General features: G+C 72.7%; 15 protein-coding genes and 2 pseudogenes. 11 read left to right on the forward strand and 6 right to left on the reverse strand.

What is annotated here, in order from left to right:
- Nucleotides 1–3 precede the first annotated feature (3 nt).
- Nucleotides 4–2,403 (reverse strand): SpoIIE family protein phosphatase, encoded by a 2,400-nt coding sequence (locus AB0K51_RS15685; protein WP_363454711.1) that lies wholly within the window; start codon nt 2,401–2,403, stop codon nt 4–6.
- A 195-nt stretch (nt 2,404–2,598) separates the two neighbouring features.
- The gene (locus AB0K51_RS15690) at nt 2,599–2,970 is read right to left on the reverse strand and encodes a recombinase family protein (RefSeq protein WP_363454714.1); all 372 of its coding nucleotides are present in this window, start codon (nt 2,968–2,970) and stop codon (nt 2,599–2,601) included.
- 347 nt (nt 2,971–3,317) lie between these two features.
- On the opposite strand from AB0K51_RS15690, the pseudogene AB0K51_RS15695 reads away from it, so the two are divergent.
- From AB0K51_RS15695 to AB0K51_RS15705, 3 genes and pseudogenes are all read left to right on the forward strand, one after another.
- A pseudogene (locus AB0K51_RS15695) lies at nt 3,318–4,115 on the forward strand (Tat pathway signal sequence domain protein); the annotation flags it as partial.
- Nucleotides 4,095–4,505, forward strand: a complete 411-nt coding sequence (locus tag AB0K51_RS15700) for a carbohydrate-binding protein (RefSeq protein ID WP_363454841.1) — start codon at nt 4,095–4,097, stop codon at nt 4,503–4,505. The pseudogene AB0K51_RS15695 and the gene AB0K51_RS15700, both read left to right, overlap by 21 nt.
- Before the next feature lie 217 nt (nt 4,506–4,722).
- Nucleotides 4,723–6,456: a glycosyl hydrolase family 18 protein gene (locus AB0K51_RS15705; protein WP_363454717.1), complete on the forward strand. Its 1,734-nt coding sequence runs from the start codon at nt 4,723–4,725 to the stop codon at nt 6,454–6,456.
- Between the two features lie 71 nt (nt 6,457–6,527).
- On the opposite strand, the gene AB0K51_RS15710 is transcribed toward AB0K51_RS15705, so the two are convergent.
- A complete protein-coding gene (locus tag AB0K51_RS15710) occupies nt 6,528–8,498 on the reverse strand; it encodes a sigma-70 family RNA polymerase sigma factor (protein ID WP_363454720.1) in 1,971 nt (656 codons plus the stop codon).
- Nucleotides 8,499–8,864: 366 nt separating this feature from the next.
- Here AB0K51_RS15710 and AB0K51_RS15715 point away from each other — a divergent pair, with 366 nt between their 5' ends.
- Both AB0K51_RS15715 and thpR read left to right on the forward strand, forming a co-directional pair.
- The gene (locus AB0K51_RS15715; protein WP_363454723.1) at nt 8,865–10,559 is read left to right on the forward strand and encodes a glycoside hydrolase family 71/99-like protein; all 1,695 of its coding nucleotides are present in this window, start codon (nt 8,865–8,867) and stop codon (nt 10,557–10,559) included.
- A gap of 117 nt (nt 10,560–10,676) precedes the next feature.
- Nucleotides 10,677–11,294, forward strand: coding sequence for an RNA 2',3'-cyclic phosphodiesterase (gene thpR, locus AB0K51_RS15720; protein WP_363454726.1), 618 nt, complete (start codon nt 10,677–10,679; stop codon nt 11,292–11,294).
- A 66-nt stretch (nt 11,295–11,360) separates the two neighbouring features.
- Here the strand turns inward: thpR and AB0K51_RS15725 are convergent, their stop codons facing one another.
- On the reverse strand, nt 11,361–11,945 hold the full coding sequence (locus tag AB0K51_RS15725; protein ID WP_363454728.1) for a TetR/AcrR family transcriptional regulator: 585 nt from the start codon (nt 11,943–11,945) through the stop codon (nt 11,361–11,363).
- Nucleotides 11,946–12,106: 161 nt separating this feature from the next.
- On the opposite strand from AB0K51_RS15725, the gene AB0K51_RS15730 reads away from it, so the two are divergent.
- The 5 genes from AB0K51_RS15730 (at nt 12,107) to infA (ending at nt 16,485) form a co-directional block, all read left to right on the forward strand.
- A complete protein-coding gene (locus tag AB0K51_RS15730; RefSeq protein ID WP_363454731.1) occupies nt 12,107–12,808 on the forward strand; it encodes an SDR family oxidoreductase in 702 nt (233 codons plus the stop codon).
- A gap of 153 nt (nt 12,809–12,961) precedes the next feature.
- A complete protein-coding gene (locus tag AB0K51_RS15735; protein ID WP_363454733.1) occupies nt 12,962–14,467 on the forward strand; it encodes an FAD-binding oxidoreductase in 1,506 nt (501 codons plus the stop codon).
- A 130-nt stretch (nt 14,468–14,597) separates the two neighbouring features.
- The gene (locus AB0K51_RS15740; protein ID WP_363454736.1) at nt 14,598–15,122 is read left to right on the forward strand and encodes a gamma carbonic anhydrase family protein; all 525 of its coding nucleotides are present in this window, start codon (nt 14,598–14,600) and stop codon (nt 15,120–15,122) included.
- 287 nt (nt 15,123–15,409) lie between these two features.
- Nucleotides 15,410–16,210 carry a GNAT family N-acetyltransferase gene (locus AB0K51_RS15745; RefSeq protein WP_363454739.1) on the forward strand — a complete coding sequence of 267 codons (801 nt, stop codon included), beginning with the start codon at nt 15,410–15,412 and terminating at the stop codon, nt 16,208–16,210.
- Nucleotides 16,211–16,260: 50 nt separating this feature from the next.
- Entirely contained in the window at nt 16,261–16,485 is a 225-nt protein-coding gene (gene infA, locus AB0K51_RS15750; protein WP_363454741.1) for a translation initiation factor IF-1, read from the forward strand.
- A 110-nt stretch (nt 16,486–16,595) separates the two neighbouring features.
- Here infA and AB0K51_RS15755 read toward each other — a convergent pair whose 3' ends face one another.
- On the reverse strand, nt 16,596–16,874 hold the full coding sequence (locus tag AB0K51_RS15755; RefSeq protein ID WP_363454744.1) for a hypothetical protein: 279 nt from the start codon (nt 16,872–16,874) through the stop codon (nt 16,596–16,598).
- Nucleotides 16,875–17,032: 158 nt separating this feature from the next.
- Here AB0K51_RS15755 and AB0K51_RS15760 point away from each other — a divergent pair.
- Nucleotides 17,033–17,290, forward strand: a pseudogene (locus AB0K51_RS15760) (Uma2 family endonuclease); the annotation flags it as partial.
- Between the two features lie 217 nt (nt 17,291–17,507).
- On the opposite strand, the gene AB0K51_RS15765 reads toward AB0K51_RS15760, so the two are convergent.
- On the reverse strand, nt 17,508–18,020 hold the full coding sequence (locus tag AB0K51_RS15765) for a hypothetical protein (protein WP_363454746.1): 513 nt from the start codon (nt 18,018–18,020) through the stop codon (nt 17,508–17,510).
- Nucleotides 18,021–18,229 lie beyond the last annotated feature (209 nt).

An 18,229-nucleotide genomic window follows, 5' to 3' on the forward strand; every position in this document is an offset into this window, starting at 1 on the left:
TCCTCAGGCGGTCCAGGTCGGCGGGGGAGTGTCGGAGAGCGGCATCTCGGCCCAGATGGTCTTGCCGGTGTGGCTGTGCCGGGTGCCCCAGCGGTACGCCAGCTGGGCGACGAGCATCAGGCCGCGGCCGCCCTCCTCCCAGTCGCGGGCGCGGCGCAGGTGCGGGGCGGTGCTGCTGGCGTCCGAGACCTCGCAGATCAGGACCTGGTCGCGGATCAGGCGCAGGGTGATGGGCGGGGCCGCGTAGCGGATCGCGTTGGTCACCAGCTCGCTGACGATCAGCTCCGCCGGGTAGATCTGCTCGCTCGCTCCCCACTCGGAGAGCCGCTGCGAGACCGCCTTGCGGGCGGCCGCGACCGCGGACCGGTCGGGCGGGACCTCCCAGGTGACGACGTGGTCGTCGTCCAGACCGCGGGTACGCGCGATGACCAGGGCGACGTCGTCGCGGGGCCGCCCCACCACCAGGTCGTCGAGGACCGCGTCACAGGCGTCCTCCAGCGAGGGTCCGGTGCGGGCGAGCACCTGGCACAGCCGCTGGTACCCCTCGTCGACGTCGCGCTCGCGGTCGTCGATCAGGCCGTTGGAGAACAGCGCCAGCAGGCTGCCCTCCGCCAGTTCCACCGTGGTCGACTCGAACGGCAGCCCGCCGACGCCGAGCGGCGCGCCGATCGGCGTCCGGGCCGCGGCCGGGACGCCCTCGGGCGGCATGATCACCGGCGGCGGATGTCCGGCGCTGGCCATCGTGCACGTCCGGGACACCGGATCGTAGATGGCGTAGCAGCAGGTGGCCCCGATCTCGCCGACCTCCCCCGACGCCCCGGCCTCCGAGGACAGCCGCACCACGAGGTCGTCCAGGCTGGTCAGCAGCTCGTCCGGCGGCAGGTCCACGTCGGAGAGCGTGCGCACGGCGGTGCGCAGCCGGCCCATGGTCGCGGTGGCGCGGATGCCGTGGCCCACGACGTCGCCGACGACCAGGGCGATGCGGGCGCCGGAGAGCGGGATCAGGTCGAACCAGTCACCGCCGATCCCGGAGCGGGTGGAGGCGGGGATGTACCGGGAGGCCGCCTCCATCGCCGCCCGCTCCGGCATGTGCTGCGGCAGCAGGCTGTGCTGCAGGGACAGCGCGGTCTCGCGCTCACGGGTGTACCTGCGGGCGTTGTCGATCGCGACGGCGGCCCTGGCGGCCAGTTCCTCGGCCAGCAGGAGGTCGTCCCGCCCGAACCGTTCCATCCGGTCGGGGCGGCTGCGGCGGTAGAACACGGCGACGCCGAGCGTCACCCCGCGGGCGCGGAGCGGGACCGCCATCATCGAGTGGTAGCCCTGGTCCCGGATGATCGCGGCGCGGCGGCTGTCCACCGCCATCCAGTGGACGAATTCGGCGTCCTCGGCATTGCTGAGCACCCCGGCGCCCGTCGCGAGCGCGCGGGCCGGCGGTGAGAACTCGGGATAGCTGTCGGTGGTGCCGATCGCCAGCACGGTCGGCAGCCGCGTGCCCGGGGCGAAGCGGTGCGCGATGCGCCGGAGCATCACATCGCCGAAGAGCTCGCCCTCGACCGGTTCGACGTCGGCTTCCAGTGCGGTGAGCAGGTCGACGCTGGCGAAGTCCGCGAACTCGGGGACCGCCACCTCCAGCAGCTCGCGCGCGGTCCGGCTGAGGTCCAGCGTGCTGCCGATCCGGCCGGCGGCGTCGTTGAGCAGCACCAGACGCTTGCGCGCCCAGAACTGCTCGGTCATGTCGTGGGCGACGAGGGCGACGCCGTGCACCGTGCCGTCGGGGTCCTTCAGGGGGGCGAAGTCGACCGACCAGGCATGGATCCGCCGCTCGCCCCCGGTGCGCTGGTAACTCTCCAGGTGCACCGGCTCGCCGCCCTCCAGCGCGCGGCGCATGCCGTCGGCGAGGTCGGCCGCCTGCGGCTGGCTGGTGATGTCGCAGATGCCCAGGCCGCGCACCGCGTCGTCCGGCAGGCCGACGACGGGAACCATGGCCTGGTTGGAGCGGCGGTAGCGGAGCTGCGCGTCGTACAGCGAGACCGCGCAGCGTGGCAGCTGCTCGAACGCCCACCGCGCGAGGTCCTCGTCCTCGGGCCGGGGCTGCGACCCCGTCGGCGCGCACACGACGCGCCAACTGCCCGACGGGTCGTCCGGTGCTTCGCCGCGCGGTACGCCGCGGTGCGCGATCACCGTCACCTCCACGCGCCGCCCGTCGCGGTGCCGGAGGGTGAGCGGGCCGCTCCACCGTTCCGGTCTCCCGGCCAGTGCGCGGCGTACCTCGTCGGGGGCAACGGGTTCGGCCAGCAGGTCCGCCGCGGGCCGGCCCACGACCTCGGCGGTGGGATGGCCCAGCAGTCGCTCGGCGTCGGCGTTCCAGCGCGTCACGTACCCGCGAACATCGACGATCGCCATCGCCGTGCCCGGCTCGCTACCGCCCCGCGGGGTCGGCCGGCCCTCTGGAGGGCGCCCATCCTGTTTCGTCACGGCACGATCACTCACAGAACCCCCGGGAAACACCACCGTAGCCCGGCCCGGAGAGCAGCAACAACAGCACCGAGGGAGCCGCCGGTCGGACGGGGCAGCGGCGGGGCGAACCCGTCGGGTGCGTCAGGACGCGACGCGGTACTCGCCGGGGGCGGCGTGCCCGGGCAGTTCCTCGACGCGGGCTCCGGTCGAGCGGAGGAACTCCACCACCGCGTCGGCGGTGCGGGCGTCGAGCGAGAGCACCCACCGCCCGGGGATCAGCACGGTGGAGATCTGCCCCATCGACGCCCGGGCGAGCAGCAGGCGCAGCTGCGGCCGGATCGTCCGCGACGACGCGCCGTTGTCGAGGTAGACCCGCGGGTGACGGACGCCGAGCTGCTCGGCGTGGTCCTCCAGGGCCCGGCGATGGGTCTCCATCTGCCAGCTGTCGTACGGGTAACAGCGCAGGTACAGCGCCGTACTGGTGCAGACCTCGCGGTCCTGGCCGATGGTCATGGTTGCTCCTCGTTGAGCCGGACGACACCACTCGGGCGCCGCCCACTGACGCACTGCCCATGATGGCCTGGACCAATGTCAAACGTCCAGACCAATCCACGCTGTGGACGAAAACCTGCAGGTCGTAGCCGCAGGGAGGTCGTCGAACCGCGCGAGTGGCCGGAGCGGCGGGTCGGGGGCGCCCAGGCTCCCGCGGCGTGCCGGTGGGTGATCTGGCGCATCGTCACCTCTCTTGACGCGACCGGAGGCTGCTGCTTTTCTCGTCGCGTTAGGAAAGGTTCCTAACCTCATCGTGGACCGCGCGAGCCGATGCCGGATCGCCGCCTCTCTCCCCCAGGAGTCGTCCCGTGAACAGGCCGTCCCGTCGTACCGTCCTCGGCGCCGCCCTCACTGCGGCCGCCGCCACCGCACTGCCCCGCGCCACCGCCTCGGCCGCCACCCCGATCGTCTCCAGCTGGCAGCAGCGCTGGTCGCCGTCGGCCGCCGTCGACGGCCTGGCCGCCTTCGAGACCGTCGAGGACGACCGCGCCGACTCCCACCCGGCCGGCGCCCCGCACATCCGCGTCGAGGGCGACAACTTCCGCTGGAACATGCACATGGTCGACCGCGACACCTCCACCGACCGCCAGCGCCACGAGGTCACCGGCATGCGCAGCCCGGCCGGCGGCGACTACCTCCAGTGGCTGCCCGGCGAGACCTGGCGGGCCACCTACTCGATGTACATCCCCGCCTCGCTGAAGGCGACCACCACCTTCACCCACATCATGCAGATGAAGGAACCCGGCGCCGGATCGTCGCCGATCGTGGTCCAGTCGCTGCGCCGGGTGTCCGGCGCCCAGACGATCGAACTCGAGCTCCCGGTCAGCGGAGTCTCGGTGGGCAGCACCAGCCTCGACCCGCTGCACGACCGGTGGGTGGACGTGGACTTCCAGATCAAGGTGGGGGACGGCGCCTCGGGGTCGGTCCGCTGGGTCCTGCGCAGCGCCGGCACCACGCTCATCGACGTCACCAGGACCGGCGTCGACACCTTCCTCGCCGACCGGGTGCGGCCCAAGTGGGGAATCTACCGCTCGCTCGGAGACACCTCGGGCTCGCTCCAGGACTGCTACCTGCTGACCACGGGGATGCGCGGCTACCAGCTGGTCTCCGGCAGCTCCGGCGTCTACCAGGCCGAGGAGGCCCGGATCTCCCAGGGCGTCGTCGAGTCCAACCACACCGGCTACAGCGGCACCGGGTTCGTCAACCTCGCCAACACCGCGGGAAGTTACGCCGAGTGGACGATCCAGGCGGGCGCGGCTGCCGGGGCCACCCTCGACCTGCGCTACGCCAACGGCACCACGGTCGGCCGGCCGATGGACATCACGGTCAACGGCACCCGGATCGCCGCCGGGCGCCCCTTCGCGCCCACCGCGAACTGGGACACCTGGGCGACCACCTCGCTCCCGATCACGCTCAAGGCCGGAGCCAACACCGTCCGGGTCACCTCCACCACCGCCGACGGCGGCCCCAACCTCGACCGGATCACCCTCCACTGACGGCGCTCGACGTCTCGTCAAGGTGCTTCGTTCCGTGGGGCGTTGAGTTGGTGCAGACCATTGACGCGTCATTTCCCGGCCGCTACCTTACAGGCCGTTAGGAAAGCTTCCTTACTATTTGCCCGGGTTGCCTGCGTACCGGCCCCGGCCTGCTTCGTGCCGTAGCGCCGGGGCACCTCGCTCATCACTCCTCCACAGCGAAGGAACCGATCCCCCCATGTCCCGATCCGCCCGCAGGGCGCTCACGGCGGCCGTGGCCGCCGCGCTTCCGGCCGCCGCGCTCGCCCTGGTCGCGGCACCGCCCGCCCACGCCGCCGGTGGTGCCTTCCCCGCGCACTACTCGGCGCCGTACCTGGAGATCGACAGCACCACGGCGGGCGACCTGGCCGCCGACCTGAGTGCCAGCGGCGACAAGTTCTACACGCTGGCCTTCCTGACCCCGAAGTCCGGCTGTACCCCCATGTGGGAGCGGGGCAACGACCCGGTCGGCGCCTTCAAGTCCCAGATCGGCTCGCTGCAGTCGGCCGGCGGCAACGTCATCATCTCCTTCGGCGGGGCCGCCGGAGGCGAACTGGCGCAGACCTGCACCTCGGTGTCCAGCCTCACCGCGGCGTACGCCAACGTGGTCAACACCTACGGCGTGACCCGCCTCGACTTCGACATCGAGGGCTCGGTCCTGGACGACACCGCCTCCAACGCCCGCCGCGACCAGGCCCTGGCCGCGCTGCAGGCGCAGAACCCGAACGTCCAGATCGACTTCACCCTGCCGGTGGACCCGAGCGGCCTGCCGAGCAACGCGATGAACATGCTCAAGGACGCCAAGTCCAAGGGCGTGAAGGTGAACCTGGTCAACATCATGACGATGGACTTCGGCGACGGCGAGAACGCCCTGAACGACGCCGAGTCCGCCGCGAACGGCACCGCCCCCCAACTGGCGTCGCTGTACGGCATCACCAGCGCGCAGGCCTTCAACCGCATGGGCCTGACCCCGATCGCCGGGAAGAACGACGACAACGAGGTCTTCAGCCAGGCCAACGCCCAGACCCTGGAGACGTTCGCGGCGTCCAAGGGCGTGCAGGAACTGTCGTTCTGGGAGGTCGACGGCTACGACAAGGCGCTGAACTACGCCTACTCGAAGATCTTCCAGAAGATCACCGGCGGTACCGCCGCCAACGACTTCTCCGTGGCGGTCGCACCCGCCTCGGGCAGCGTGAAGCCCGGCTCCTCCGTGACCGCGAGCGTCTCCACCGCGGTGACGTCGGGTGCGGCGGAGTCGGTGGCGTTGTCGGCGTCGGGTCTGCCGTCGGGGGCGAGTGCGTCGTTCAGTCCGGCGTCGGTGACCTCCGGCGGTGGTAGCACGCTGACGATCGCGACCGGCGCGTCGACCCCGGCGGGGACGTACACGGTCACGGTCACCGGGACTGCCGCGACCGGCAGCCACAGCGCGACCTACGGCCTCACCGTGACCACGGGCTCGACGGCCAACGACTTCTCCGTCTCGCTGTCGCCGGCCTCCGGCACGGTCACCGCCGGCACGACCGGCTCGACCACGGTGTCGACCGCGGTGACGTCGGGTGCGGCGGAGTCGGTGTCCCTGTCGGCGTCGGGTCTGCCGTCCGGGGCGAGTGCGTCGTTCAGTCCGGCGTCGGTGACCTCCGGTGGTGGCAGCACGCTGACGATCGCGACCGGCGCGTCGACTCCGGCGGGGACGTACTCGGTGACCGTCACCGGGACTGCCGCGACCGGTAGCCACAGCGCGACCTACAGCCTCACCGTGACGGCGGCGTCCGGCGGTACCTGCAACCCGGCGTGGAGCGCCACCGCGTCCTACGCCCCCGGCGACAAGGTCTCCTACGGCGGCCACAACTACACCTCCCTGTACTGGAGCACCAACGTCACCCCCGGCACCCCCATCGCCTGGAACATCTGGCAGGACGACGGCACCTGCTGACACCGGCGGGACTCCTCCCGAGGTGACAGCGTGAGGCCGTCCGGTGTGGGGCCGGACGGCCTCGCTGTCACTCATCGGGGATGCGCGGCGAAGGCGTCGTGGAGGATGTCCAGGTAGGCGCCGTGGCCGCTGGGGCTGGCCCAGGCGGTGGCCGATTCGGTCGCGGTTCCCTCGCCCCACTCGTTGTAGGTCACCACCAGCTGGAACGGCGCGCCAGAGGCGGCGACGGTCTCGGCGTCGCGCCGGAAGCGGGCGAGGTCGCGCGGGACTCGCGGCGTCGCCTCGTCGTTCTTCCAGAAGCCGGGCGACAGGCTCGCCGAGAATCCGGGTTGGACGTCCACGGTGTCGGAGTACTGGTGCCAGCCCTGCGGCTGGTTCGCGCAACTCCGGTAGCCGGAGAACACCTTGAGGACGACGTAGTACCCGGCGGTCCGGTTGGCCTCCGCCCAGCGGGTCGCCATGTCGCAACCGTCGTCGCCCTCCGCGTAGACGAAGACCACCGGCTTTCCGTCGACGTGCAGCCACGCCTTCTGGTCCGCGAAGGTGCGCAGGTGGGTCAGGTCGCTCTGGATCTGGGCGACCGACGGGTCGGTGTAGCCCTCCTGCTCGTAGTAGACCGACCAGGAGAAGCCCGTCCTGGCTCCCTCGGCCATCAGTAGCGGCAGCCTGGTGTCCTCGCGCCGGCCCACGCCCCACCAGGAGGCGATCCCGGCCTGGAGGCCGCCGTACTGCATGTCCGCGATCTGGCGGTTGACGGTCGCCGGGGCGTCGACGGAGTACCGGCCGGCGGAGGCCGTGTAGTGGCTGCCGCCCGGGGTGAAGTTGTCCGGGTACCAGGGGTAGTAGAAGGCGGCGCGGACCGGCAGCCCGGTGCCGGATTCCTTTCCCGGCGCCTGCGACGGGGAGCCGGTCGACGCCGTGGGGTCGGGTGTCGCCGCCGTCGCCGAGGGCAGGTCCGACGGTGCGGAACTCGGCGCGGCGAGGGCCGTGGCCACCGTGGCGGGCGGCGGCGCGCCGGCTGCGGCGCGGCTCGCCCCGTGCCGCTGGGGCAGGCCGACGACGTAGCCGAGGACGAGGACCGCCACCAGGGCGACGGCACCGGCGCCGGCGAGCACGGCCTTCCCGGCGGAGACCTTGCCGGCCCGCGCCGCGTGACTCGCCGCACCGTCGACGGTGGCCGAGGCCCCGGCGGTGGCGAGGTCCACGGGGTGCGGCGCCAGGAGGGCCAGCAGCACGGGTGGGACGGCGACCAGCGCCAGGTCGGCCAGCAGCCGCTCGGAGGCGATCAGGCCGACGGGTTCGTCGCCGCAGACCGGGCAGGTGCGCAGGTGCTTGGCGATCCGCTTGCGCCACAGGCCGTCGGGCTTCCCGTTCCAGCCCCGGAGCGTCTCGCGCAGGCCGGGGCACCGCGGGTCCTCCGCGAGCGCGCGGACGACGGCCCGGGCGACCTCCAGCCGGGCCTTCAACCGCTGGACCCGGACCGCGGTCTGCGGCAGCGTCAGCTCCATCGCGCCGGCCAGCTCGGCCCGGGTCAGCCGGCCCGCGACCTCCATCCACCACAGCGACAGCAGGTGCTGCTCGTCGGCGTCCAGCCACCGGGTGGCCTCGACCGCCTCCCGCCGCTGGCCGGAGAGGCTCAGCACGGTGATCGTCAGGTCGACGAAGTCGGCCGCCGGGTCGGCGAGTTGCACCGCATCCGCGTCGAGCGCCGCACTCCCGCCGGTCGCCGGGGCGCTGCGCCGCGCCTGCGAGTGGCGGCCCACCTCGCGCAGGGCGATGGTGACCAGCCAGGACCGGAACGCCCCCGGGTCCCGCAGCTGCCGCACGTCGCGTACCAGTTGCAGCATGACCTCCTGCACGACGTCGTCCGCGTCGGCGGGGGTGCCCAGGGCCCGTCCGACCAGGTTGTAGACCAGGGGCAGGTGGTCGGCCACGAGCACGTCCAGGGCGCGGGCGTCGCCGCGTTGCGCGGCGCGCACCAGCTCGGTCCGGGCTTCGGGGAGCCGCGGGCCGTCGTACCCGCTCGGTGGTGTCTCGGTCATGGTTCGCGGAGGTTCCCGGGTGTCGTCGGGACAGCGGAGGTCGGCAGGAGGTCTCGGCAGAGCGGCTCGGCGGCGGGGCTCGGCAGAGGTCTAGGCAAATGGGTCTCGGCCAAGGGCCGCGGGCCGACTCCCCGGCATCATGGCAGGCGTTGATTTAGCGGTCCAACCTGGGCTCTTGTCCCGGTCGGAGCGACGCCGCGGGCCCAGGGGACGGGGAGCACGGGCCCCTGCCGATATCAGAAATCGGGCCGGAAGAGCTGATCCCCACATCGGCGCCGAACCGATTGACCCGCCGTCACCCGCGCCCGTTGAATCTGCTCCACCGCCGGCCCGTCCCCCCTCCACCTCCCCATGGAGCAGCACGCCATGTCGCAGAGCCACCGCAGGAAGATGTCCCGCCGCACGATCCTCACCACGTCGATCGGCGGCGCGGCCGCCGCCGCCGTCGGGGCGTTCGCCGTCACCAAGGCGGCCACCGCCAGCACCGCACCCCAGGCCGCCGCGGCTGCCGCCCAGGTCGGGGACGTGGTCGGGAAGGTCACCGTCGGCTACCAGGGCTGGTTCGCCTGCTCCGGCGACGGTGCGCCGATCAACGGCTGGTGGCACTGGAGCACGAGCATGAGCCAGCCGCCGTCGCCGAGCAACAACTCGATCAAGGCCTGGCCCGACATGACCGACTACGGCAAGAGCTACCGCACGGCCTACGGCGCCCTGGGCAACGGGTCGCCGGCGGCGCTGTTCTCCTCCTACGACCAGCAGACCGTGGACACCCACTTCCTGTGGATGCAGCAGAACGGCATCGACACCGCGGCCCTGCAGCGGTTCAACCCCGTCGGCGGCGAGGGGCCGACCCGCGACGCGATGGCCACCAAGGTCCGCAGCGCGGCCGAGGCGCACGGCCGCAAGTTCTACATCATGTACGACGTCAGCGGCTGGTCCACCATGCAGTCCGAGATCAAGGCGGACTGGACCAACAAGATGAAGGCCCACACCGCGTCGGCCGCCTACGCCGTCCAGAACGGCAAGCCGGTCGTCTGCATCTGGGGCTTCGGCTTCAACGACAGCAAGCACGCTTTCGACGCCGCCGCCTGCCTGGACGTCGTCAACTGGTTCAAGGGGCAGGGCTGTTACGTCATCGGCGGGGTGCCGCGTGAGTGGCGCACCGGGGTCAACGGCTCCCGGGCCGGGTTCTCCGACGTGTACCACGCGTTCGACATGCTCAGCCCGTGGATGGTGGGCGCGATCGGCAACGCGGCGGACTCCGACTCGACGTACCAGAACGTCAACGTCCCCGACCAGGCGGACTGCAACGCCCACGGCATCGCCTACCAGCCCTGCGTCCTGCCCGGCGACCTGTCGGCCCGTCAGCGCGCGCACGGCGACTTCATGTGGCGGCAGTTCTACAACATGGTCCGGCTCGGCGCGCAGGGCATCTACATCTCGATGTTCGACGAGTACAACGAGGGCAACCAGATCGCCAAGACCACCCCGACCCAGGCCACCGTCCCGACCGGCTCCGGCCTGCTGAGCCTGGACGAGGACGGCACGGCCTGCTCCTCCGACTACTACCTGCGCCTGACCGGCGACGGCGGCCGGATGCTCAAGGGCCAGATCGCGCTCACCGCCACCCGCCCGACCCCGCCGGTGGTCAGCGCCCCGCGGGTGGTCCGGACGGTCTCGCTGCGCGCGGTGGCGAACAACGACTACGTGACCGCCGAGAACGCCGGTGCCAGCCCGCTGATCGCCAACCGCACCGCCGTGGGCGGGTGGGAGCAGTTCGACGTGGTCGACGCGGGCGGCGGCAACATCGCGCTGCGCGCCAAGGCCAACGGCCGGTACGTCTGCGCGGACAACGCCGGCGCCAGCCCGCTGATCGCCAACCGCACCGCGTTCGGCCCGTGGGAGACCTTCAAGCCGGTCACCAACGCCAACGGGACGATCAGCCTGCTCGCGCAGGTCAACGGCAAGTACGTGACCGCCGAGAACGGCGGAGCCAGCCCGCTGGTCGCCAACCGCGCGAGCATCGGCGCCTGGGAGCAGTTCACCCAGACCACGGTCTGACCCCCACCAGCCGGACGGATCTCCACTGACTGCGCGGGCACGCGGGGGCGGCCGCCCGGTCCGGTGGCCGCACCCGGCCGGCGACGCCCCGGTGGCCGCGGGTGCTAGAAATCTCTCGTGGACGATCACCCGGAGCCCCCGACCCTGCGCGTCTTCGTGGCGCTGGCTCCGCCCGACGACGCCAAGGACGAGCTGGCCCGCGCCCTGCAGCCCGCCTACGCGTCGTATCCGCGGCTGCGGTGGAACCGGATCGAGGACTGGCACATCACCCTCGCGTTCCTCGGCGAACTGCCCGCCACGGCAGTGCCGTTGCTGCGCTCGGCGATCGCCGACGCGGCAGCCTCGCACCCCGCCCTGCAGCTCGGCCTGCGCGGGGGCGGCCACTTCGACGAGCGGCTGCTGTGGGCCGGGATCGACGGGGACCTGGACGGGCTGCGCGGGCTCGCCGCAGACGTCCGGGACCTGGTCAGGTCCTGCGGGATCGGGTTCCGGGACCGCCCGCTGCACCCGCACCTGACCCTGGCGCGCGCCCGCCGCGACGATCCGACCAGCGTGCCGACGGCTGCCGCCGGGCTCGCCGACTTCGCCGGCCGGACGTGGTGGACCGAGCGCCTCCACCTGGTCGGCAGCAACATCGGCCGCGGGCCCGGGCCGATCCACTACCGCGACATCGAGGCGTGGCCGCTCGGCACCGCCGTCCGGGCCGCGGGCGGCGGCGCCGCCGCGAACCCGTAGCGGGGAGCGAACCCGGAGCCGGCGCCGGATCGGTAGCCGGACCCGTAGCCGGAGCCTGACGGGACGTCAGACGTCCCGCACGCCCGCGGCGTCGAGCAGCGTCGCGGCGGTGGAGACCGCCAGGCCGTCCAGCGGGTGCGCCTGGACGACGCCCCAGGCGCTGGACCCGTCGAAGGCGACGGTCAGTTGGCGGGCCAGCAGCGCGGGATCGGCCGCGCCGCCGCGGGTGGCCTCGCGGCGGAAGAAGGACGTCAGCGCGTCCTTGTGGTGACGGGCCACCAGGTGGGCCGGGTGGTCGGGCGCCTTGAGCTCGACCGCCGCCGCGACGTACGGGCAGCCGCGGAACTGCGGGTCGGCGGCGAGTCCCTCCAGGCTGCGGAAGACGTGCAGGATGCGCTCGCGGGCCGACCGCCCGTCGTCGGCCGCCGGGAGCAGCGCGGCGGCGTGGCCGGGGGCCCGGCGCTCCAGGCTCGCCGCGACCAGCTCGTCCTTGCTGTCGAACAGCTGGTACATCGAGCGCTTGGAGACGCCGGCCGCCCGGCACAGCGCCTCGACGCCCACGTGGACGCCCTCCCGGTAGAACAGCTCCACCGCCGCGTCCAGCAGGCGGTCGCGGGTCGAGGCGGCGGGGGCGGCGGCCGGATTCGTCATGTGCACAGCGTACGCCGCGGGCGGCCCGTTGAAAACCGAACGGTTTCCCGGTCTCGCGTGCGGCGGCATGACGCCTTGCGGTCGGAAACCGATCGGTTTTACAGTGGTCGGGCGCAGCGAGAAACCGATCGGTTTCCGCGTGGAGCGAATGGGAGACGGCCATGACACGGATCGACAACGCGGTGGCGCTGGTCACCGGCGGCAGCCGCGGTATCGGCAAGGCGCTGGTGCAGGAGCTGTACGCCCGCGGCGCGGCGAAGGTCTACGCCACGGCGCGCGACCCGCGCACCGTCACCCACCCCGACGCGGTGCCGCTCGCGCTCGAGGTCACCGATCCCGACTCCGTCGCCGCCGTCGCCGCGCAGGCGAAGGACGTGACGATCCTGATCAACAACGCCGGGTCCTCCTCCGGCGCCGACTTCCTGGACTCGCCCGTCGAGGACGTCCGCCGGGACTTCGAGACCAACTTCTACGGGCCGCTGTACGTCACCCGCGCCCTGGTGCCCGTCATCGAGGGCAACGGCGGCGGACACCTCCTCAACGTCCACTCGGTGCTCTCCTGGCTCGGCACCGCCGACTCCTACAGCGCCTCCAAGGCCGCGATCTGGTCCCAGACCAACTCGCTGCGCCTGCGGCTGCAGCCCCGCGGCATCGGCGTCACCGGCCTGCACGTCGCCTACGTGGACACCGACCTGACCGCCGCGATCGACGCCCCCAAGTCCAGCCCGGAGGCCGTGGCGGCGCTGGCGCTGGACGGGATCGAGGCCGACGCGTACGAGGTGCTGGCCGACGACGTCACCCGGCAGGTCAAGTCCGCCCTGTCGCAGGACCTCGCCGTGCTCTACCCGCACCTGGCGCGGTAGCGGCCCCCGTTCGGGCGGCGACGGTTCGGGTCCGGAGCGACCCGGCGCGGCAACCGCTGCGCGGGCGGATGCGCAGGCACCCTGGTGTCACCGGCGGCGAACTGACGACCCGTCACCCTCGGCCGCCCCGCCGGGAGAAGGGCGTACCGCACCATGACCACCATCGATCGCCGCCGCTTCCTCACCACCCTCGGCGCCGCCGCCACCGCGGTCGCCGTCGGCGGCAGCCCCGCCGCCGCACTCACCACCTTCCCGGCCCGGCCGCGCAGCCGCCGGGCCATGCCGCCCGACTGGCAGGCCCTGCGGCAGCGGCTCGGCTCCCGGCTCGTCCTGCCGGACGACAGCGGGTACCCGACGGCGCGGCTCGGCTTCAACGAGCTGAACGACGGTCAGCTGCCGTCGGCGGTGGCCGAGTGCGCGTCCGCCGACGACGTGCGCGCCTGCCTGGACGTGGCCCGCGGCCACGGCATCCCGATCGCGGCGCGCAGCGGCGGCCACGGCTACCTCGGCTACAGCATCCCGAACCAGGGGCTGGTGATCGACCTGCGCCGGATGCGCGACATCCGGGTGCACCCCGACGGGACGGCGGAGGTCGGCGCGGGCGCCCGGCTGATCGAGGTGTACGCCGGCCTGGCCGCCGCGGGCCGCCTGCTGCCGGGCGGAAGCTGCCCGACCGTCGGCGTGGGCGGGCTGACGCTCGGCGGCGGCATCGGCGTACTGGCCCGCAAGTACGGGCTGACCTGCGACCGGGTGGCCGGCGCCGAGGTGGTGACCGCCGACTCCTGCCTGCTGACCGCCGCGCCCGACGCCGAGTCCGAGCTGTACTGGGCGCTGCGCGGCGGCGGTGGCGGCAACTTCGGCGTGGTCAGCCGGTTCCGCTTCGCCACCGCGCCCGCGCCCGGCCTGACCGTCTTCGTGCTGCGCTTCCCGGCCGGATCGGTGACCGAGGTGCTCGGGGCGTGGCAGGGCTGGGTGGCCGACGCACCCGAGGAGCTCTGGGCGAGCTGCCAGATCTCCGGTGGCACGCCGCCGAGTTGTCGGATCGTCGGCTGCTTCGTCGGCGACCCGGCCGGGGCGAACGCACTGATCGACCAGCTGGTGCAGGCCGCCGGGACGGCCCCGACCTCGCGCACCGTCGCCGCCAAGGACTACCTCGACGCGATGAAGTTCATGGCGGGCTGCGCCAACGACACCATCGCCCAGTGCCACCCCACCTGGGAGGGCGGCATCCTGACCCGGGCCGGGTTCGTCGCGGTCTCCCGGATGTACGGTCCCGGTCCGCTCGACCCGGCGGGCGTCACCGCGCTGATGGCCGGCCGCGACGGCGTCGACCTGCTGCTCGACTCACTGGGCGGCGTGATCAGCGACCTCGCCCCCGACGCCACCGCCTTCCCGCACCGCGACTCGCTCGCCAGCGCCCAGGTCTACGTCGGCGCCACCCCGTCCACCGAACAGCAGGCCCGCGCCACGGCGGACGCCATCCGCGACGGCCTCGCCGACCTCGGCGCACCCGGCGCCTACGTCAACTACATCGACGACACCCTCCCCGACTGGGGCCACGCCTACTACGGCGCCAACCTCCCCCGCCTGCAGGCGGCCGCCCGCCGCTACGACCCGGACGGCGTCTTCGCCTTCCCGCAGTCGGTGGTGGCGGCCTAGCGGTCTGCCCGAGAGGGAGGGCGAGGGGGAGGGGCGGGGTGCGTGGGAGGGGGGAGGGGGTGCGGGTGACGGGTCGTGGGCTCGGGGGAGACTGGCCTGCGACCCGCGTACCCGAGTGAAGGAGCAACCCGTGGCCGAGCCCTTGATCGCCGCCGTCGGCGGACTGGAACCGGAGATCGACCCGTCGGCGTTCGTGGCGCCCGGGGCGGTGGTGGTCGGCGCGGTGACCGTCGGAGCCGGAGCCAGCATCTGGTACGGGGCGGTGCTGCGGGCCGACGCCGAGCGGATCACCGTCGGCGCGCAGACCAACATCCAGGACAACTGCACGGTGCACGCCGACCCGTCGTTCCCCGCGGTGCTCGGCGCGCGCATCTCGGTGGGCCACAACGCCGTCCTGCACGGCTGCGTCATCGAGGACGACGTCCTGGTCGGGATGAGCGCCACCGTGCTCAACGGGGCCAGGATCGGCGCCGGTTCGCTGGTGGCGGCCGGCGCGGTGGTGCCGCAGGGCATGGTCGTCCCGCCCGGTTCGCTGGTGGCCGGGGTGCCGGCCAAGGTCAAGCGGGAGCTGACCGAGGAGGAGCGCGCCGGGATCAAGGCCAACGGCGAGGGCTACCAGCTGCTCGCGGCGGCCCACGCGGCCGACGTCCGGTAGGGCGAGGCGTGCTGGCGGTGGCGCGAGGCGTGCTGACGGTAGGGCGAGGCGTGCTGGCGGTGGGCGCGAGGCATTCTGACGCCGTGTCGGGCGGCCGGTGGAATTTAATCGGTTGGACGGGCGGGGGAGGGGCGGTAGTGTCTGCGGAGCCGTGAACGAACCGTAGGAGGTGGGACCCATGTACGCAGGACGCAGGTGGGTGCTCCTTCTCCTCCCCACGGTGGCCGACTGACCAAGGTGTCGTCGGGAGCGCCCCTCCAGCAGGGAACTCCCGAAAGGTGACACCGATGGATACTTCACACTTCACCTCCCCCGCCACCGCACCCGCGGTCCATCAGGTCGTGCGCGTCGCCCCGACGCAGTGGCACGCCCTCGCGGACGGCCAGGTGGTCGGCCGTGGCGACAGCACGAGCCGTCCCGACGGGCGGATCTTCCTCAGCATCGACGCCTGGCACCGCCCGGTCTTCGACCGGCTCGCCGCCGCGATGGCGGCCGACCTGCCGGACACCCTCCACACCCTCGTGGACGCGGACGACACCGAACTCCGCTCCGGCTGGGAGCGCGCGGGATTCGTCCCCGGCCGCCGCGAGTGGGAGTACCTGGTGCCCACCGACCCGCAGCTCACCGGACTCGATTCGGTCGTCCCGCCCGGTGTGGCCATCCTGTCCGCCGGGCAGGCTGAGGAAGAACCGCTGCGGGCCCTCGACCGCACGATCCGCGAGGAGGTCGAGGCCACCGTCGGCTGGCACACCATGCCCGCCGAGGTACTGCCCTGGCCGGTCGGTGCGCCACTGCCGGTCGACCCGGCGAACTACACGGTGGCCACCGTCGGCGGTGCCTACGTCGGCCTGGCCCGGCTGGCCACCCGGACCCGGCAGGCGCGGATCGGCCTGATCGCCGTCCGCGCCGACCACCGGCGCCGAGGCATCGGCCGGGCCCTGCTGTCCCACGCAATGACCGCACTGCACCAGGCCGGCCGCCCCAGCGCCCGCGCCGAGGTGCACGAGGCCAATGCCGCCGCGTTGGCCCTCCTGGACGGCGCCGGGGCGACCCGCGTCGGCGGGAACCTGGAACTGGTCCGCGCCTGACACCCCGTCAGCACCACCGCACGACGACATCTCCCGAGAGAAGAGACGACTTGACCAAGACATCCACCGGCATCGACGTCGAGGGCACCGTCACCGAATGCCTGCGCAACGCCACCTTCCGGGTGGAGCTGGCGAACGGCCACGAAGTCCTCGCCCACATCAGCGGGAAGATCCGCAAGAACCGCATCAAGATCCTCCCGCAGGACCGGGTGCTCGTGGAACTCAGCCCCTACGACCTCACCCGCGGTCGGATCCGCTTCCGCTACCGCACCTGACGGTGGGTCAGGCCTCGCCGTCCCCCCGTCTCCCTGTCCCTCTGGCCCGACCGCGGGCCGGGGGGACGGGGGGCGGGGGCGGGGACGGGGGACGGCGAGGGTCTGACCGGTCAGAAGGTGCGCTCGGTGAACCAGGTGGACTGGCTGCCCGGGTTGGTCAGGTCCACCGTGGTGCCGGAGAGCCGGCCGTCGGTGCCGCGGTTCCCGGTGTAGCGGCCGACCGGGCCGTGCGACCAGTAGAGGGTGAAGTGGATGCTGTCCCCGTCCACCGCGCCGTCCTTCGGCGTCGCCACCGTGCTGCCGGAGGAGGCGGTGCCGAACAGGTTGCCGTTGCCGTCCTGGGTGATGTCCACCCGCACGGTCGCATTGGTCTGGAAGACGTCCCACACCCCACCGGCATAGAAGCCCGCCGCCCGCACGGACTGGGCCGCCCGCGGAACGACGGCACTCGCGGGAGCAGCGGCAACGCCCGCCCGGCAACGGCGAGCAGCGCCGCGAGCGCGGCGACGGTGGCGCGGGCAGGCGAGCGACGGTAAGCGAACACGGGTCCTCCGAGACAATCGCCGTCGTGATCGAGATCGCGTCCCCCTCGACCCGGGTCACCGACAAGAAGATGAAGCCGAGCCTCTACGCCGCCGCGGGCATCCCGCACTACTGGCGCGTCGAACTCGACCCCGCGCCCCGCCTCCACCTCGGCCACCTGGAGCGCGGAAACTACGTCGACCGCCTCATCCACGCCGGTGAGAGCACCGCCCTCACCGAACCGTTCCCGTTCGACCTCGACCCCGCCGTGCTGCGCCGGTAGCTGTCCGCACGTCGTGAGCCGCTCGCCTGGTGCTGTGACCGTGTAGGTTCGCCGGGTTGGCGGGCGGGCCGTCCGCCGATTGGATGTCGCGAGACGTTCAGCTCGGAGGGCCTCGACGGCGGAGCCGGTCAGGGTCCGGAGGTTCACGGGCCACGAGGGACAGCAGCTACATCGGATCGCGCGTCGGGGCGGCACGAGCACGGTGCGGAACGTTGCCTCAGATCAGTGCATCCGTGGGTTCGAGTGAAACGCCAGGGCGCTGAGCCAGCCGGCGTGCTTCGGTCGTGACCTCTTCGTCGATCTCCGATGGGGCCCTGCCGCCCCCGTAGTCGAGCATGCCGTACTCGTCGTCGAGCGCGGCGAGCCGTTCTGCAAGGGGCAGTTCATGCCCAAAGCGCTGATGGATACGGAAAGCGAGCTCCCGAGGGGTCAGCTCGCCGGCGAGCATCTGGCCTGCGAGTGCCCGGGCGGCGGCTTCCTGGCCGGCGATGCTGTCAACCGGGTAGAAGGTGAGGCCCAGCTCGTCGAGCGCAGAGGGGAGAATCTCGGGCACGTCGTAGTCCGCTTCGGCGCGTGTGCACGCTGCCAGGGCCCGCAGGGCGGGACTGTCGAGTCCGGCAACGAGGGCATCGCACGCGGCGCTGACGACGTCGCTTGCTCGGACCTCACCGGTGCTCCAGAGAACGGCGTGGTCCTGCAGGTTTCTGGCTGCTGATTGGGTCGACCGCACTGACACATGATCCGTGCAAGAGGTGGCCCGGTCGAGCGGGTTTTCACAGCGAGGACGTCGGGATGGCGGGCGTTGGCGTTGCGCCGGCGCAGGTAGGAGTGCAGCGCAGCGCGAGGAGCGCGCCCGCATCCGCAGCGCGAAGGGCCTGCGCTGGGGCGGACGGCCGCAGCACGTGAGAGCCGCGGACGTTCAGTCCCTCAGGTGAGCGG

This window comes from Kitasatospora sp. NPDC049285, assembly GCF_040678815.1.
GTDB lineage: Bacteria > Actinomycetota > Actinomycetes > Streptomycetales > Streptomycetaceae > Kitasatospora.

Coding starts and splice junctions, on each gene's coding strand:
- AB0K51_RS15685 (WP_363454711.1), bottom strand. CDS start 2,403: ATGGCGATCGTCGATGTTCGCGGGTACGTGACGCGCTGGAACGCCGAC.
- AB0K51_RS15690 (WP_363454714.1), bottom strand. CDS start 2,970: ATGACCATCGGCCAGGACCGCGAGGTCTGCACCAGTACGGCGCTGTAC.
- AB0K51_RS15700 (WP_363454841.1), top strand. CDS start 4,095: ATGCGCGGCTACCAGCTGGTCTCCGGCAGCTCCGGCGTCTACCAGGCC.
- AB0K51_RS15705 (WP_363454717.1), top strand. CDS start 4,723: ATGTCCCGATCCGCCCGCAGGGCGCTCACGGCGGCCGTGGCCGCCGCG.
- AB0K51_RS15710 (WP_363454720.1), bottom strand. CDS start 8,498: ATGACCGAGACACCACCGAGCGGGTACGACGGCCCGCGGCTCCCCGAA.
- AB0K51_RS15715 (WP_363454723.1), top strand. CDS start 8,865: ATGTCGCAGAGCCACCGCAGGAAGATGTCCCGCCGCACGATCCTCACC.
- AB0K51_RS15725 (WP_363454728.1), bottom strand. CDS start 11,945: ATGACGAATCCGGCCGCCGCCCCCGCCGCCTCGACCCGCGACCGCCTG.
- AB0K51_RS15730 (WP_363454731.1), top strand. CDS start 12,107: ATGACACGGATCGACAACGCGGTGGCGCTGGTCACCGGCGGCAGCCGC.
- AB0K51_RS15735 (WP_363454733.1), top strand. CDS start 12,962: ATGACCACCATCGATCGCCGCCGCTTCCTCACCACCCTCGGCGCCGCC.
- AB0K51_RS15745 (WP_363454739.1), top strand. CDS start 15,410: ATGGATACTTCACACTTCACCTCCCCCGCCACCGCACCCGCGGTCCAT.